Source organism: Massilia sp. AB1 (genome assembly GCF_018119385.1).
Lineage (GTDB): Bacteria > Pseudomonadota > Gammaproteobacteria > Burkholderiales > Burkholderiaceae_D > Telluria.
On sequence record NZ_JAGKSG010000018.1, the window covers coordinates 76,799 to 90,776 of the forward strand.

Sequence of the window (13,978 nt, forward strand, 5' to 3'; positions counted from 1 at the left end):
CAGAACTTGGATTCCGGCCTTCGCCGGAATGACGTGCTGAGGTTACTGATCCTATTGGCTTTAGCGCAGTTTTCCGATCAGGTCCGGTCCGACGACCAGTCGGATGTAGGGAAGACCATCACTGCCTTTGTGCTCGATCCAGAACACTCCCGCCTTGCGAATCCGCCAGTCCTGCTTGCGCCCGGACAGCACCGAGGACGCCACCTCGCCCAGCAGCGGCTGATGCCCGACCACCAGCACCGGCTGCCGGGTTCCCGGCCAGCCCGCCGCCTGGATGATCGCCTCGGCGCTCGAATCCGTACCCAGCGCCTCGACCACTTCGTAGCGCCGTCCAAGCGCCTTGACCGTCTGGACGCAGCGCTTGGCCGGGCTGGTAAGGATGCGGCAGTCATCCGGCAGGGTGCGCTCGAGCCATGCCCCCACGCGCGCAGCGTGGCGTTTTCCCCTGGAGGTCAGCGCACGCGCATTGTCGTCGCCATCCGGCTCCCCCGGCTCGGCCTCAGCGTGGCGCCACAGGATCAGTTCCATGCTCGTTCTCCTTGGCCGGATGGTTGGCGCCACCCAGCATGTCCATCAAGGTCTGCTGGGCGCTCAGGGGTTTCTGCTTGCCGCGCGGCTTGCGGCGGCGGTAGCGGCCGTCGCTGGCCAGCTCCCAGGCATTGACGTTGTCCTTCAGGTAGGGATGCAGGCCTTCGCGCATCACGCGGCGCTTCAGCGCCGGCGAGCGGATCGGGAAAGCGATCTCCACGCGCCGGAACAGGTTGCGGTTCATCCAGTCCGCGCTGCTGAGCCAGATGTCGTGCTTGAGATTGTTCCGGAAATAGAAGACCCGCGTGTGCTCCAGGAAGCGCCCGACGATCGACCGCACCTTGATGTTCTCCGACAAGCCGGGCACGCCGGGACGCAGCGAGCAGGCGCCGCGCACGACCAGGTCGATGCGCACGCCGGCCTCGGAGGCCTCGTACAAAGCCTTGATCACCGATTCGTCCGTGAGCGAATTCATCTTCGCCACGATGCGTCCCGGCTTGCCGTGGCGCGCCAGCTCGGCTTCGTTGCGGATCGCCCGCACCAGCTCCTTCTGCAGCGAGAAGGGCGCCAGCCAGATGCTGGTGAGCTGCTTGGGGCGGGTCATGCTGGTGAGGTGGATGAACACCTCGTTGACGTCGGCCGTCAGGTCGGCATCGGCCGTGAGCAGGCCGAAGTCGGTATAGAACTTGGCCGTGGTCGGGTTGTAGTTGCCGGTGCCGAGGTGGGCGTAGCGGCGCAGGCCCTGCGGCTCGCGGCGCAGCACCAGCGCCATCTTGGCATGGGTCTTCAGGCCCACCACGCCGTACACCACCTGGGCACCGGCCTGTTCGAGCTTCTCGGCCCAGTTGATGTTGGCTTCCTCGTCGAAGCGCGCCATCAGTTCGACGATGACCGTCACTTCCTTGCCGCGCCGCGCGGCGGCGATCAGGGCTTCCATCAGCTCCGAGTTCATGCCGGCGCGGTAGATGGTCTGCTTGATCGCCACCACGCAGGGATCGTTCGCCGCGCACTGGATGAAGTCGATGACCGGCTGGAAGGTCTCGTAGGGATGGTGCAGCAGCACGTCCTGCTTGCGCAGGGTGGCGAAGATGTCCGGCGCTGCCAGCTTGGGTGGATAGCCCGCGACGAAGGGCGGGAACTTGAGTTCCGGCTGGTTGTTGGTGTTGACGACTTCCAGCAGGCGCCCCAGGTTGACCGGGCCGTCGACCGTGAACAGGCGCGAGCGGTCGAGGTTGAACTGGTCGAGCAGGAAGGCCGACAGGTGTTCGGGGCAGGCGCGTCCCACTTCCAGGCGCACCGCGAAGCCATAGTTGCGGCTGTGGAGTTCGCTCTGCAAGGCCTGGCGCAGGTTCTTGACCTCTTCCTCGTCCACCCACAGGTCGCTGTTGCGCGTGACCCGGAACTGGGAATAGGACACCACCTCGCGGCCCGTGAACAGGTCCGCCATGTGGGCCTGGATCACCGAGGATAGCAGGCAGTAGGAGGCGCCTTTCTTGTCCGAGAGTTCGTCCGGCAGGCGGATCACGCGCGGCAGCACGCGCGGCGCCTTCATGATGGCGATGCCGGTGCCGCGCCCGAAGGCGTCCTTGCCTTCCAGTTCGACGATGAAGTTCAGGCTCTTGTTGATCACGCGCGGGAAGGGGTGGGCCGGGTCCAGGCCGATCGGCGTCAGGAGCGGGCGCACTTCGCGGTCGAAGAACTGCTTGACCCATGCACGCTGGGCGGCATTGCGGTCGCCCCGCCGCAGCAGGTGGATGCCGTTTTCCGCCAGCTGGGGATGAATCTCGTTGTTCAACAGGCTGTACTGGCGCGCGATCAGGTGGCGGCATTCGGCGCTGGCGCGTTCCAGGGTGGCCGCAAGGTGGTCGGGCAGGCCGCCCTGGGCGCGATCGAACTGGTGCTGGGCGAGCAGGCTGGCGACCCGCACCTCGAAGAACTCATCCAGGTTGCTGCACACGATGCACAGGAAGCGCAGGCGTTCGAGCAAGGGAATCGAAGGATCCTCCGCCTGGGCCAGCACCCGGCGGTTGAATTCCAGCAGCGACAGCTCGCGGTTGAGGAAGGCCCCGCCGTCCGGAAGCTGTTTGAGCTCAGCCTCGATGGCCTTGGTTTTCATGTCCATATGTCTGCGTCGAAGTAGTCGCGCAGGCAGTGTAGATGGATAATATGACAACTTGGTGACATCCACGTTCGACTCGGCTCCAGGCGGGTGTGTTAACCCTCAGTTGACACTTAAGCATCGTTAAAGAATGCCGGCGTATAAAGACAGCTCTACCATGACTACCAGGGGCTGACCGTGAAAGACCTGCTGCGCGCCAACAAAGGCTTCATTCTTTTCCTGTGCCTGTTCGGCGTGTTCCGCACCGCGGTCGCCGACTGGAATCCGATTCCATCGGCATCGATGCGGCCCAACCTGCTGGAGGGCGACGTGGTCTTCGTCAACCGGCTGGCCTTCGACCTCAAGATACCATTGACCGATGTGATCGTGGCGCGCCTTGGCGAACCGAGCCGGGGAGACGTGGTCACCTTCACCTCGCCGCAGCCGGACGGCACCCGCCTGATCAAGCGCGTGCTGGCGCTGCCGGGCGACGTGATCGAGATGCGCGACGAGCGCCTGGTCGTCAACGGCGTGCCGGCCCGGTACCAGGTGTCGGAGGTCACCCGCGAGCGTTCCCACGGGACTGAACAGCAGGCCATCCGCATGGAGGAAACCGTCGGCGGCGCCCGCCAGCGCATCCAGGTGCTGCCGCAAAAGCTGGCGCTGCGCAACTTCGGCCCGGTGCGCATTCCCGCCGACCATTACCTGATGCTGGGCGATAACCGCGACGACAGCGGCGACTCGCGCGTCATTGGCCTGGTCCCGCGCAAAAAGCTGATCGGCCGCGCCGAGCGCATCCTGGTATCGGCCGACTACCAGGGCAACTGGATGCCGCGCACCAGCCGCTTCGGCATGTCGCTGCGGAACGAGGGCGCGGAAAATTAATTCTTTGAAATAAAGTAAAATCCCGTCCCCGGGATGTCTGCATGGTGCAGTGCCGGATTTGTTTGGAAAGGCATGGCACATGCAGCGACTCATGACCGTCATCCTCGCCTGCCTCGGCATGATCGGGGCGCTGGCGATCGACACCTATCTGCCCTCGATGCCCGCGATCGGCGTCGAATTCGGCGTCGGCCCGGTGGCGGTGCAGCAGACCCTGAGCGTCTTCCTGTTCTGCTTCGCCTTCATGATGCTGTTCTACGGCACCCTGTCCGATTCCTTCGGACGCCGGCCGGTGATCCTGGCCGCGCTCACGGTGTACACCCTGGCGTCGATCGGCGCCGCCTTTGCGCCGACCTTCGGCGCGCTGCTGGCCTGCCGCGCGCTGCAGGGCCTTTCGGCCGGCGCCGGCTCGGTGATCGGCCAGGCCATCGTCCAGGACCGCTTCGCCGGTCCGCAGGCGCAGAAGATCATGTCCCACATCATGATGGTGTTCGGGCTGGCGCCGGCCATTGCGCCGGTGCTGGGCGGCTGGCTGCACGTGAGCTTCGGCTGGCGCTCCACCTTCATCTTCCTGGCGATCTTCGGCACGGCCATGATCCTGCTCTGCCTGCGCCTGCTGCCCGAGAGCCTGCCGCGCGAGAAGCGCCAGGTCTTCCATCCGGTGACCATCGGCCGCAACTACCTGATGGTGCTGCGCCGTCCGCAATTCGTGCTGCTGTCGCTGGCGGTGGGCATGGCCTTCGGCGGCCTGTCGCTCTATATCGGCTCGGCAGCCAATTTCGTCATGGAGATCCTGGGCCTGCCGGAGACGGCCTTCGCCTGGATGTTCATCCCGCTGATCGGCGGCATGGTGATCGGTTCCGCCTGGGGCGGCAAGCGCGCGTCCTGGCTGCCGCCGGCGCGTCTGATGTGGATCGGTTATGCCGTGATGGGCCTGGCGGCCGTGCTGAACGTCGGCTACAACGCGCTGTTCCCGGCCGCGGTGCCCTGGGCCGTCCTGCCGCTGTTCGTCTACACCTTCGGCCTGGCGGTGGCGATGCCGGCGATCCAGCTGACGGCCATGGGCCTGTTCCCGGACAACCGCGGGCTGGCCGCCTCGATGGTGGGCTTCATCCAGATGATGTCCTTCGCCCTGGTGTCGGGCCTGGTGGCGCCGCTGCTGTTCGAGAGCGCGTTCAAGCTGGCGCTGGGTGTGGCCGTGGGGCTGGTGCTGAGCTTTATCGCATGGCGCGCGTCGGTGCGCGCCGCCACGCCGGCCGTATAAGTTTCGCGCGGCCGGCGGCGGGGCTGCCGGCCGTCGGGAATCAGCGGCGGTGCTGCTTCATCGCCGACGCGACTTCGCGCTTGGCGTCGCGGTCCTTCTCGGTGTTGCGCTTGTCGTGCTGCTTCTTGCCCTTGGCAAGGCCGATCTCGCACTTCACGCGTCCCTTCTTGAAATGCAGGTTGAGCGGCACGAGCGTGTAGCCCGAACGCTCGACCTTGCCAATCAGCTTGTCGATTTCGGCGCGGTGCAGCAGCAGCTTGCGGGTGCGCAGGGCTTCCGGATGGCTCCAGGCCGAGGCCGTCGGGAGCGAACTCACGTGGGCGCCGAACAGGAACAGCTCGCCATTGCGCACCATCACATAGGCTTCCTTGATCTGCACCCGGCCTTCCCGGATGGCCTTGACTTCCCAACCTTCCAGCACCAGGCCGGCTTCGTAGCGGTCCTCGATGAAGTAGTCGAAAAATGCTTTTTTATTGTCAGCGATACTCATGAAATAGCGAAAATTCGCGTGTCGGTTAAACTACTGCTTATCGCGCTTTTATGGCGCAACATGCAACTTATCTAACATCATAACAAACGGTTGACCAATGGCAGTAGTACACAAATCAGTTTTCCTCGGGTATAGCGCAGAACAGATGTTCGACCTGGTGGCGAAGGTGGAAGATTATCCGAAGTTTCTTCCCTGGTGCGGGGGGGTCAACATCCTCGAACGCACCGACGAGAAACTGGTGGCTTCGCTGTCGATCAACTTCCACGGCGTGAAGCAGAGCTTCACCACGTCCAACCACAACCAGCGCCCGACCCAGATGAAGATGCACCTGGTCGACGGCCCGTTCAAGATGCTCGAAGGCACCTGGACCTTCAAGGCCCTGCGCGCCGACGCCTGCAAGATCGACTTCGACATGCATTACGAATTCTCGAGCATTATCCTCGAGCAGATCGTGGGGCCGGTGTTCGGGATGATCGCCAACAGCATGGTCGACTCTTTCTGCAAGCGGGCGGAGGCCCTGTATGACTGAGGTGACCGAGCTGGTACAGGTCTATGTCTGCTACGCCCACGCGAAGCAGGAATGGATACGCCCGATGCAGGTAAAACCGGGCACGACCATCGGCGAAGCCATCGAGCAGAGCGGGGTGCTGCAGGATTTCCCCGAGATTAACCTGGCTACCCAGCCGGTTGGCATCTATGCCAAGAAAAAAACGCTGGACACCGTGCTGCGCGAGCGCGACCGCATCGAGATCTACCGTCCGCTCGTGGCGGACCCGAAGGATTCGCGCCGCAAGCGGGCGGCCAAGAAGGAAGCCGCCGCGCCGGGAGCTGCTGCCTAGCGGCAGTCCTTCAATACACGATTCACCTGGGCCGCTTTCGCGGCCTTTTCTTCATCCGACATATAGCTGCGCTCGCCGTCCTTGTCGAAACGGGCGATGCGGATGCCCGAGGCCAGTTGCGCCTGGGCATCGCGTGCAGCCTCGCAGCGTTCGGCCAGTTCGCGCCGGCGTTCCGCTTCCGTTGCCTCCTTGCGTTCCTGCTCGGCTCGCTCCTTGGCGCGCTCGCGGAAGGCTTGCTCGCGTTCGGCCAGGGTGGGCGGTCCTTTCGGAACGGCTGGCTTGGCAGCCGGCGCTACGGGTGCGGCGGCGTCGAGGCTGGCTTCCGGTGTTGGAGCGGTGGCGAGCCGGCCCGGTGCTTTCAGGATCTTGTGCGGCGGCGTGCCTGGCGGCGGCGGGCGGTCCGAATATTGCCGCGTGCCGTTCGCATCGATCCACACGTACTGCGCATGGGCGAGCTGGGCGGCGAGGAAGAGTAGGGTAGCGCCAAGGAGGCGGAAAAAAGTGCTGGTAGGCATGGTTTGTTTCCTGAATGAGCTATCGATTTCGCCATGATGCAAAGAGGATGTCAATTCCAAAACGCACCGTCGAGAGAAATTTTTGGGCACCCCTGCGACGAAATTTGCAGCTTTCTGTATAATTCACTTTTGCGCCTATAGGAAATACTATGCGTCTCCTCCAAAAAGCACTCACCTTCGATGACGTGCTGCTCGTCCCGGCCTACTCCAACGTTCTTCCGGCCCAAACCTCCCTCCGCACCAAGCTGACCCGGAATATCACGCTGAACATTCCGTTGCTGTCGGCAGCCATGGACACCGTCACCGAATCGCGTCTCGCGATCGCGATGGCCCAGGAAGGCGGTATCGGCATCATCCACAAGAACCTGCGCCCGGCCGACCAGGCCCGCGAAGTAGCCCGCGTCAAGCGTTTCGAGGCAGGCGTCCTGCGCGACCCGATCACGATCCCGCCGACCATGAAGATCCGCGAAGTGCTGGCGCTGTCGCAACAGCACGGCATCAGCGGCTTCCCTGTGGTCGAGGGCAACCAGGTGGTGGGCATCATCACCAACCGGGACCTGCGTTTCGAAGAGGACCTGGAAGCGGAAGCGCGCGCCAAGATGACCCCGCGCGAGAAGCTGGTGACCGTCAAGGAGGACGCGGACACCGCCGAAGCCAAGCGCCTGATGAACAAGCACCGCCTGGAGCGCGTGCTGGTGGTCAACGACAACTTCGAGCTGCGCGGCCTGATCACCGTGAAGGACATCCAGAAGTCGCACGAGCACCCGCTGGCATCGAAGGATTCGCAGGGCAAGCTGCTGGTCGGCGCGGCCGTGGGCGTGGGCCAGCGCGACGAGGAGCGCATCGAACTGCTGGTCGCGGCTGGCGTGGACGTGCTGGTGGTCGACACCGCCCACGGCCACTCGCAAGGCATCCTGGACCGCGTGAAATGGATCAAGGAACGCTATCCGCACGTTGACGTCATCGGCGGCAACATCGCCACCGCGGCGGCCGCCAAGGCGCTGGTCGAGCACGGCGCGGATGCGGTCAAGGTCGGCATCGGCCCTGGCTCGATCTGCACCACCCGTATCGTGGCCGGCGTGGGCGTGCCGCAGATCACCGCGATCTCGAATGTGGCCGAAGCCCTGAAGGGCACCGGCGTGCCTTGCATCGCCGACGGCGGCATCCGCTTCTCGGGCGACATCTCGAAGGCGCTGGCAGCGGGCGCGCACACCGTCATGATGGGCAGCATGTTCGCCGGCACCGAGGAAGCGCCGGGCGAAGTGATCCTGTACCAGGGCCGCAGCTACAAATCCTACCGCGGCATGGGAAGCCTGGGCGCGATGGCCGAAGGTTCGGCCGACCGCTACTTCCAGGAAGCCTCGGCCAAGGCCGACAAGTTCGTGCCGGAAGGCATCGAAGGCCGCGTCGCTTACAAGGGCAGCGTGCTCGCGATCATCTTCCAGCTGATCGGCGGCGTGCGCCAGTCGATGGGCTACTGCGGCTGCGCCACCATCGACGAACTGCGCGAGCGCGCCGAGTTCGTCGAGATCACCTCGGCGGGCATGCGCGAATCGCACGTGCACGACGTGCAGATCACCAAGGAAGCTCCGAACTACCGTTCCGAGTAACCGGCTGACGAGGCGGCGCTGTGGCGCCGCTTTTCGTAGGGTGGACGGCTGTGCCGTCCACGCGTGACGCCTGCATCCCGTTGCAGGCTTTGTATCACCGAATTCCTATTACAAGACGCATTCCATGCATTCCAAAATCCTCATTCTCGACTTCGGTTCCCAGGTTACCCAGCTGATCGCGCGCCGCGTGCGCGATGCCGGCGTGTTCTCCGAAGTCTTCCCCTACGACGTCAGCGACGAGTTCGTGCGCAACTACGGCGCCTCGGGCATCATCCTCTCGGGCAGCCATAACTCCACCCTGGAAGGCGACTCGCCGCGCGCGCCGCAGGCCGCCTTCGAGGCCGGCGTGCCGGTGCTCGGCATCTGCTACGGCATGCAGACCATGGCGGCCCAGCTGGGCGGCAAGGTCGAGAACGGCAAGGTGCGCGAATTCGGCTACGCCGAAGTGCGCGCCCGCGGCCATACGGCCCTGCTGAACGGCATCAACGACTTCGTGACAAGCGAAGGCCACGGCATGCTGAAGGTGTGGATGAGCCACGGCGACAAGGTGCTGGACATGCCGCCGGGCTTCAAGCTGATGGGTTCGACCGACAGCTGCCCGATCGCCGCCATGGCCGACGAAGAGCGCCGCTTCTACGCGCTGCAGTTCCACCCGGAAGTGACTCACACCACGCAGGGCGAGGCCATCATCGGCCGCTTCGTGCACGAGATCTGCGGCTGCAAGTCGGACTGGAACATGCCGGACTACATCGGCGAAGCCGTCGCCAAGATCCGTGAGCAGGTCGGCACCGACGAGGTGATCCTGGGCCTGTCCGGCGGCGTCGATTCGAGCGTGGCGGCGGCCCTGATCCACCGCGCCATTGGCGACCAGCTGACCTGTGTGTTCGTCGACCACGGCCTGCTGCGCAAGGACGAAGGCAAGATGGTCATGGACATGTTCGCCAAGAACCTGGGCGTGAAGGTGCTGCGCATCGACGCGGAAGCCCAGTTCATGGGCCACCTGGCCGGCGTGAGCGACCCTGAGCAGAAGCGCAAGATCATCGGCCGCGAGTTCGTGGAAGTGTTCCAGGAACAGGCCAAGCAGCTGACCAGCGCGCGCTGGCTGGCACAGGGCACCATCTATCCGGACGTGATCGAATCGGCTGGCAAGGGCAAGAAGGGCCAGACCATCAAGAGCCACCACAACGTGGGCGGCCTGCCGGAGACCCTGAACCTGAAGCTGCTGGAGCCGCTGCGCGAGCTCTTCAAGGACGAGGTGCGCAAGCTGGGCGTTGCGCTCGGCCTGCCGCACGACATGGTCTACCGTCACCCGTTCCCGGGTCCGGGCCTGGGTGTGCGCATCCTGGGCGAAGTCAAGAAAGAGTTCGCCGACCTGCTGCGCGAAGCGGATGCCATCTTCATCGAAGAGCTGCGCAACACCCCGTTCGAAGTGCCGCACGTGCCGGGTATCGACGCGGGCAAGGCGCCGGTGAACTGGTATGAAGCGACCAGCCAGGCCTTCGCCGTGTTCCTGCCGGTGAAGTCGGTGGGCGTGATGGGCGACGGCCGTACCTACGAATACGTGGTGGCGCTGCGCGCGGTGCAGACCCTGGACTTCATGACGGCGCAGTGGGCGCACCTGCCGCACTCGCTGCTGGGCAAGGTGTCGAACCGTATCATCAATGAAGTGCGCGGCATCAACCGCGTGGTGTACGACATTTCGGGCAAGCCGCCGGCGACGATCGAGTGGGAATGACTTGAGTAAAACAGCTAACTGATTTGTACAGAAAATCAGGCAAGCCGCCGATCGTTCTCCGCGAACGGTCGGCGGCGTTTTTATGTGCCGCGGAGTTCGTCATATGATTCCCTTCACCTTCAACGACATCGAGATAGGCGCGCGCCTGGCCGAAGCCCTGGTTCGTCAGGCGGCCGCCCTGCGCGGCATGCCGATCACCTACGGCGACCTGCTTACGCTGGCGCGTTCCCTGCATCCGAAGGACGAGGTCCTCGGCCGCGCGGTAACGGTGGGCATCGGCCCCAAGCTGCTGTTCGTGGAAGCCTTCTGCGCCCAGCACGGCTATCCCAATCTGGCATGCCTTGCGGTGAGCAAGGAGATACTGCGGCCCCGGCTTGGCTACCAGGGCGACTGGGAAGCCGACCGGCGCGCCGTCGCCGGCTTCGATTGGAGCGCGGCCGATACGCAACTGGCAGCCTACGTGGATACAATGCGCGCCAGGGTGCCGGCCCGGTTCAAGCCGCGCAAGGAACGGCCGGCGGACGTGGCCTGGTACGCTTACTTCTGCTCGCACCGGTCCGCCTGCGAAAGCTTGAACGCCGAGGACAAGCAGGAGATCATCAACCAGATGATGGCCGGCCTGGACCCCGAGACGGCCCTCGCACGCGTGCTCGCTGCAAAGCAGGACCTTGGCGCTCAGCCCTGAGGCGGAGCTTGGGCCGGCGCTGGCCTGAGCAAGCCCGCAGCGCCACCCTGGCGCAGGATGGGCTGCACGTGCGCCGCGGCGCGCGTCCCCGGCGTTCGCCTTCCGACGCCAAAGTCGCTGGGGCGGTTCAGGCCGGTGGCCACCACCGTGACGCGCATGGCGTCGCCCAGGCTGTCGTCGAACACCGCGCCGAACTTGATGATGGCCTCGTCGCTGGTCTGTGCGCAGATCGTGTTCATCACCAGCTTGGTTTCGCGCAGCCGTAGGGTCTCTTCGGAAGCGGCGATGTTGACCAGGACCCCGCGCGCGGCGCGCAGGTTGGAGCCGTCGAGCAGCGGACAGGCGATCGCCTCCTCGGCCGCCTTGACCGCGCGGTCCTCGCCGGCGTGCTGGGCCGACCCCATCATCGCCATGCCGGTCTGGCGCGTCACGGTGCGCACGTCCTCGAAATCGACGTTGACCATGCCGGGCACGGTGATGATTTCCGCGATGCCGGTGACCGCCTTGCTCAACACCTCGTCGGCGGCGGCGAACGCGCGCTTTTGCGTGATGTCTTCGCCCAGCACTTCCTCGAGACGGCTGTTGAGGACGATGACCAGCGAATCCACGCAGCGCGCCAGGGCCGCGATGCCTTCTTCGGCAACGCGCATGCGCCGCGGTCCTTCGAACTCGAAGGGTTTCGACACGATGCCGACGGTCAGGATGCCGAGCTCGCGCGCCACTTCGGCGACCACCGGCGCCGCACCGGTACCGGTGCCGCCGCCCATGCCGGCGGTGAGGAAGACCATGTCGGCGCCCTTGAGCGCATCGGCGATGGCGGCGCGCTCGCGCAGCGCGCTTTCGCGTCCGACGACCGGATCGCTGCCGGCGCCAAGGCCGCCCTCGCCGAGCTGGATGCGCTTTTCGGTCTTGGTGTTCGACAGCGCCTGGGCATCGGTGTTGGCGCAGATGAATTCGAAGTCGGCCAGTCCAGCCGACGCCATGTGGCTGACGGCATTGCCGCCTGCGCCGCCCACACCGATCACCTTGATGACCGTTGTCGGTTGGGAAAATATTGATTCGGACAAGGAACACTCCGTTTGGAAAAGATGACTGCCGGCGTGCGGCGCCGTGGCCGCATTCCAGCCGCAACAAGCGCCGGCAACTGTCGAGCCCATAAGACTAAAGGCAAGGCCGCGCACGAGAAAGTGAGAAATCGTTTCAAACGCAAGCATTTGTAATAGTTCGTGCAGGCGCCAGGAATCCTTGTCCTACCACTGCCGATGATCGATTTCATGAGGACAGGTGAGGGCCGTTTGCGCGCCCTCCACGAAACTGCGCCTCCGGAAAGGCAAAACCGTCTCCAGGCTGACTATTGCGATTAAGATACGAGCCGATCATCCCGGCCTAGATGACGGCCAACCTGCGCTTCCGAGACGAGCAATGTCGACACACAACCAGCAACGCATCCACCTGCTGTTCCTGACCGCGATCTGCGGCCTGGGCGGACTCCTGTACGGGATCGATATCGGCATCATCGATCCCGCCTTACCCTACCTGCACCGCGCCACAAGTCTCACCGAAGGACAGTTGTCGCTCGTAGTGGCGGCCGTGATGGCCGGTTCGATCCTTGGCTCGGTCGTGGCTGGCATGCTGGCCGACTGGCTGGGCCGCCGGCCGATGATGATCGTCAGTGCGCTGCTGTTCGTCGGCAGCGTCGCCGTGATCTACCTGTCGCAGTCCTTCGTCCCATTGCTGCTGGGGCGCCTGCTGCAGGGCCTGAGCGGCGGGGTGATCGCCGTCGTGGTGCCGCTTTACCTGGCCGAATGCCTGCCCGCCAACCTCCGCGGACGCGGCACTGCCTTGTTCCAGTTCGCGCTCACGGTCGGCATCGTGCTGGCCGCCTTCATCGGCAACTATTACCTGAGCAACGCCGAGCTGGCGATCCAGGCCGCCGGCAGCGATACCGCAGCAAGCACCGCCGCGGCCGACACCGCCTGGCGCGGCATGTTCCTGACGGTGCTGTATCCGGGCGCCTTGTTCCTGCTCGGTTGCCTGTTCGTGAGCGAATCGCCGCGCTGGCTGATGCGCAAGGGACGTGCCGAGCAAGCCGCGGGCGTGCTGGCGCGCCTGCGCCCGGCGGCGCAATGCGAAGCCGAGGTAGCCGAGATCGGCGCCGCGCTGGCCGAGGAGAGGGCGCGTCCCAAGCTGAGCCGCGGAGCGGCGCTGGCGGAGATGCTGACCGAGCGGCGCTATGTGCTGCCCTTCGTGCTGGCCTGCGTGATCCTGGGCTGCACCCAGGCCACCGGCATCAACTCGGTGCTGCAATTCATGTCGACCATCCTGCAGCACGCCGGGCTCGATCCGGTGAGCACGGCCAGCTATGGCACGGCGATCAAGATTCTGAATTCGGTGATGACGGTCGCCGCCATCATGCTGGTCGAGCGCAAGGGCAGGGTGTTCCTGCTGAAGATCGGCACCGCCGGCATCATGGTTTCGCTCTGCCTGCTTGCGCTGCTGTTCCACCGCTTCGAATCGCAGCGCGTCGACGTGCGCACCGAGGTGGCAGCGCTGGTCCGCGGCAATGCGCTCGACCTGAATCTGCTGGATGCCCGCTTCGCCCAGTCCGCAGCCGGGCCGGTGCAACTGACTGTCCTGTACCAGTACGGCGACAAGGAGCAGGTGGCCGAAGCCTACACCCCGACGCCAGAGGCGCAGGCCGTGCTGGCGCGCGAGCAGGCGCTGGTGCGCACGCTGCCGGACGATCAGCGTGCGCTGCTGGCCCAGGCGCAGGCCGCGTGGAGCGGGCGCGCCGAGGAGGTGCCGGAAGCTGCGCAGCAGCTGATCGCAAGCCTGGCGCCGGAAGCGCGCGCGGCCATCGACGCCGCCCGCCGCGTCCACATGGCCCAGCGCATCGCCATCCGCTCCGACAATGGCGCCCCGCTCGAGATCGTGCGCGCCAGCGTCGGACCGATCCCGGACAAGGACAGCGGCCTGCTGGCGGCGCTCTGCATCGCCGGCTTTATCGCCGCGTATTCGATCGGTCCGGGCGTGTGCGTCTGGCTGGCGCTGTCCGAACTGATGCCGACACGAATCCGTTCGGTCGGGATGGGCGTGGCGCTCCTGATCAACCAGGGCACCGGCACCTTGATCGCCGGCGCCTTCCTGCCGATTGTCGGCAACTACGGCTTCCACATGATGTTCCTGTTCTGGGCCGGATGCACCGCCGTGTATTTCATTACGGCGGCCTTCTTCCTGCCCGAGACCAAGGGCAAGTCCTTGGAAGAGATCGAGCGCTTGTTCGCCCGCTCGGGTGGTCCGGTGGGGCGGCAGGTGGCAGAGTAAAGGCAGGG

General features: G+C 65.0%; 13 protein-coding genes. 8 read left to right on the forward strand and 5 right to left on the reverse strand.

The annotated features are described in order from the left end of the window. Window positions 1-60: 60 nt before the first annotated feature. Window positions 61-528 carry a histidine phosphatase family protein gene (locus J8847_RS12465; RefSeq protein WP_211525032.1) on the reverse strand — a complete coding sequence of 156 codons (468 nt, stop codon included), beginning with the start codon at window positions 526-528 and terminating at the stop codon, window positions 61-63. Continuing rightward, window positions 500-2,650 (reverse strand): polyphosphate kinase 1, encoded by a 2,151-nt coding sequence (gene ppk1, locus J8847_RS12470; protein WP_211525033.1) that lies wholly within the window; start codon window positions 2,648-2,650, stop codon window positions 500-502. The genes J8847_RS12465 and ppk1 overlap by 29 nt, the downstream gene beginning before the upstream one ends. A 174-nt stretch (window positions 2,651-2,824) precedes the next feature. On the opposite strand from ppk1, the gene lepB reads away from it, so the two are divergent. Both lepB and J8847_RS12480 read left to right on the forward strand, forming a co-directional pair. Next, a complete protein-coding gene (gene lepB / locus J8847_RS12475) occupies window positions 2,825-3,511 on the forward strand; it encodes a signal peptidase I (RefSeq protein WP_211525034.1) in 687 nt (228 codons plus the stop codon). A 79-nt stretch (window positions 3,512-3,590) separates the two neighbouring features. Further along, a complete protein-coding gene (locus J8847_RS12480; protein ID WP_211525035.1) occupies window positions 3,591-4,772 on the forward strand; it encodes a multidrug effflux MFS transporter in 1,182 nt (393 codons plus the stop codon). 40 nt (window positions 4,773-4,812) lie between these two features. On the opposite strand, the gene smpB is transcribed toward J8847_RS12480, so the two are convergent. Next, window positions 4,813-5,262, reverse strand: a complete 450-nt coding sequence (gene smpB / locus J8847_RS12485; protein WP_211525036.1) for an SsrA-binding protein SmpB — start codon at window positions 5,260-5,262, stop codon at window positions 4,813-4,815. Between the two features lie 97 nt (window positions 5,263-5,359). On the opposite strand from smpB, the gene J8847_RS12490 reads away from it, so the two are divergent. Both J8847_RS12490 and J8847_RS12495 read left to right on the forward strand, forming a co-directional pair. Further along, complete coding sequence (locus J8847_RS12490) at window positions 5,360-5,791, forward strand: type II toxin-antitoxin system RatA family toxin (RefSeq protein ID WP_211525037.1); 432 nt, start codon at window positions 5,360-5,362, stop codon at window positions 5,789-5,791. Beyond that, on the forward strand, window positions 5,784-6,101 hold the full coding sequence (locus tag J8847_RS12495) for an RnfH family protein (RefSeq protein WP_211525038.1): 318 nt from the start codon (window positions 5,784-5,786) through the stop codon (window positions 6,099-6,101). Before J8847_RS12490 ends, J8847_RS12495 begins: the two co-directional genes overlap by 8 nt. Here J8847_RS12495 and J8847_RS12500 read toward each other — a convergent pair. Further along, window positions 6,098-6,616: a DUF4124 domain-containing protein gene (locus J8847_RS12500; RefSeq protein WP_211525039.1), complete on the reverse strand. Its 519-nt coding sequence runs from the start codon at window positions 6,614-6,616 to the stop codon at window positions 6,098-6,100. The genes J8847_RS12495 and J8847_RS12500 overlap by 4 nt on opposite strands. 149 nt (window positions 6,617-6,765) lie before the next feature. Between J8847_RS12500 and guaB the strand changes: the two genes are divergently transcribed. From guaB to J8847_RS12515, 3 genes are all read left to right on the forward strand, one after another. Next, on the forward strand, window positions 6,766-8,226 hold the full coding sequence (gene guaB / locus J8847_RS12505; protein WP_211525040.1) for an IMP dehydrogenase: 1,461 nt from the start codon (window positions 6,766-6,768) through the stop codon (window positions 8,224-8,226). 124 nt (window positions 8,227-8,350) lie between these two features. Further along, complete coding sequence (guaA, locus tag J8847_RS12510; protein ID WP_211525041.1) at window positions 8,351-9,961, forward strand: glutamine-hydrolyzing GMP synthase; 1,611 nt, start codon at window positions 8,351-8,353, stop codon at window positions 9,959-9,961. A 103-nt stretch (window positions 9,962-10,064) separates the two neighbouring features. Further along, a complete protein-coding gene (locus J8847_RS12515) occupies window positions 10,065-10,646 on the forward strand; it encodes a hypothetical protein (protein ID WP_229429725.1) in 582 nt (193 codons plus the stop codon). Here J8847_RS12515 and ftsZ read toward each other — a convergent pair. Next, a complete protein-coding gene (gene ftsZ, locus J8847_RS12520) occupies window positions 10,637-11,713 on the reverse strand; it encodes a cell division protein FtsZ (RefSeq protein ID WP_373888793.1) in 1,077 nt (358 codons plus the stop codon). The two genes, J8847_RS12515 and ftsZ, sit on opposite strands and share 10 nt — an antisense overlap. 355 nt (window positions 11,714-12,068) lie before the next feature. Between ftsZ and J8847_RS12525 the strand changes: the two genes are divergently transcribed. Continuing rightward, window positions 12,069-13,970: an MFS transporter gene (locus J8847_RS12525; RefSeq protein WP_211525044.1), complete on the forward strand. Its 1,902-nt coding sequence runs from the start codon at window positions 12,069-12,071 to the stop codon at window positions 13,968-13,970. Window positions 13,971-13,978: the final 8 nt, after the last annotated feature.

What these genes read in the sequence shown, in the direction of transcription:
- guaB (WP_211525040.1), top strand. Translation starts at nt 6,766, where the DNA reads ATGCGTCTCCTCCAAAAAGCACTCACCTTCGATGACGTGCTGCTCGTC.
- J8847_RS12465 (WP_211525032.1), bottom strand. Translation starts at nt 528, where the DNA reads ATGGAACTGATCCTGTGGCGCCACGCTGAGGCCGAGCCGGGGGAGCCG.
- J8847_RS12490 (WP_211525037.1), top strand. Translation starts at nt 5,360, where the DNA reads ATGGCAGTAGTACACAAATCAGTTTTCCTCGGGTATAGCGCAGAACAG.
- guaA (WP_211525041.1), top strand. Translation starts at nt 8,351, where the DNA reads ATGCATTCCAAAATCCTCATTCTCGACTTCGGTTCCCAGGTTACCCAG.
- J8847_RS12495 (WP_211525038.1), top strand. Translation starts at nt 5,784, where the DNA reads ATGACTGAGGTGACCGAGCTGGTACAGGTCTATGTCTGCTACGCCCAC.
- J8847_RS12500 (WP_211525039.1), bottom strand. Translation starts at nt 6,616, where the DNA reads ATGCCTACCAGCACTTTTTTCCGCCTCCTTGGCGCTACCCTACTCTTC.
- smpB (WP_211525036.1), bottom strand. Translation starts at nt 5,262, where the DNA reads ATGAGTATCGCTGACAATAAAAAAGCATTTTTCGACTACTTCATCGAG.
- ppk1 (WP_211525033.1), bottom strand. Translation starts at nt 2,650, where the DNA reads ATGGACATGAAAACCAAGGCCATCGAGGCTGAGCTCAAACAGCTTCCG.
- J8847_RS12515 (WP_229429725.1), top strand. Translation starts at nt 10,065, where the DNA reads ATGATTCCCTTCACCTTCAACGACATCGAGATAGGCGCGCGCCTGGCC.
- J8847_RS12525 (WP_211525044.1), top strand. Translation starts at nt 12,069, where the DNA reads ATGTCGACACACAACCAGCAACGCATCCACCTGCTGTTCCTGACCGCG.
- J8847_RS12480 (WP_211525035.1), top strand. Translation starts at nt 3,591, where the DNA reads ATGCAGCGACTCATGACCGTCATCCTCGCCTGCCTCGGCATGATCGGG.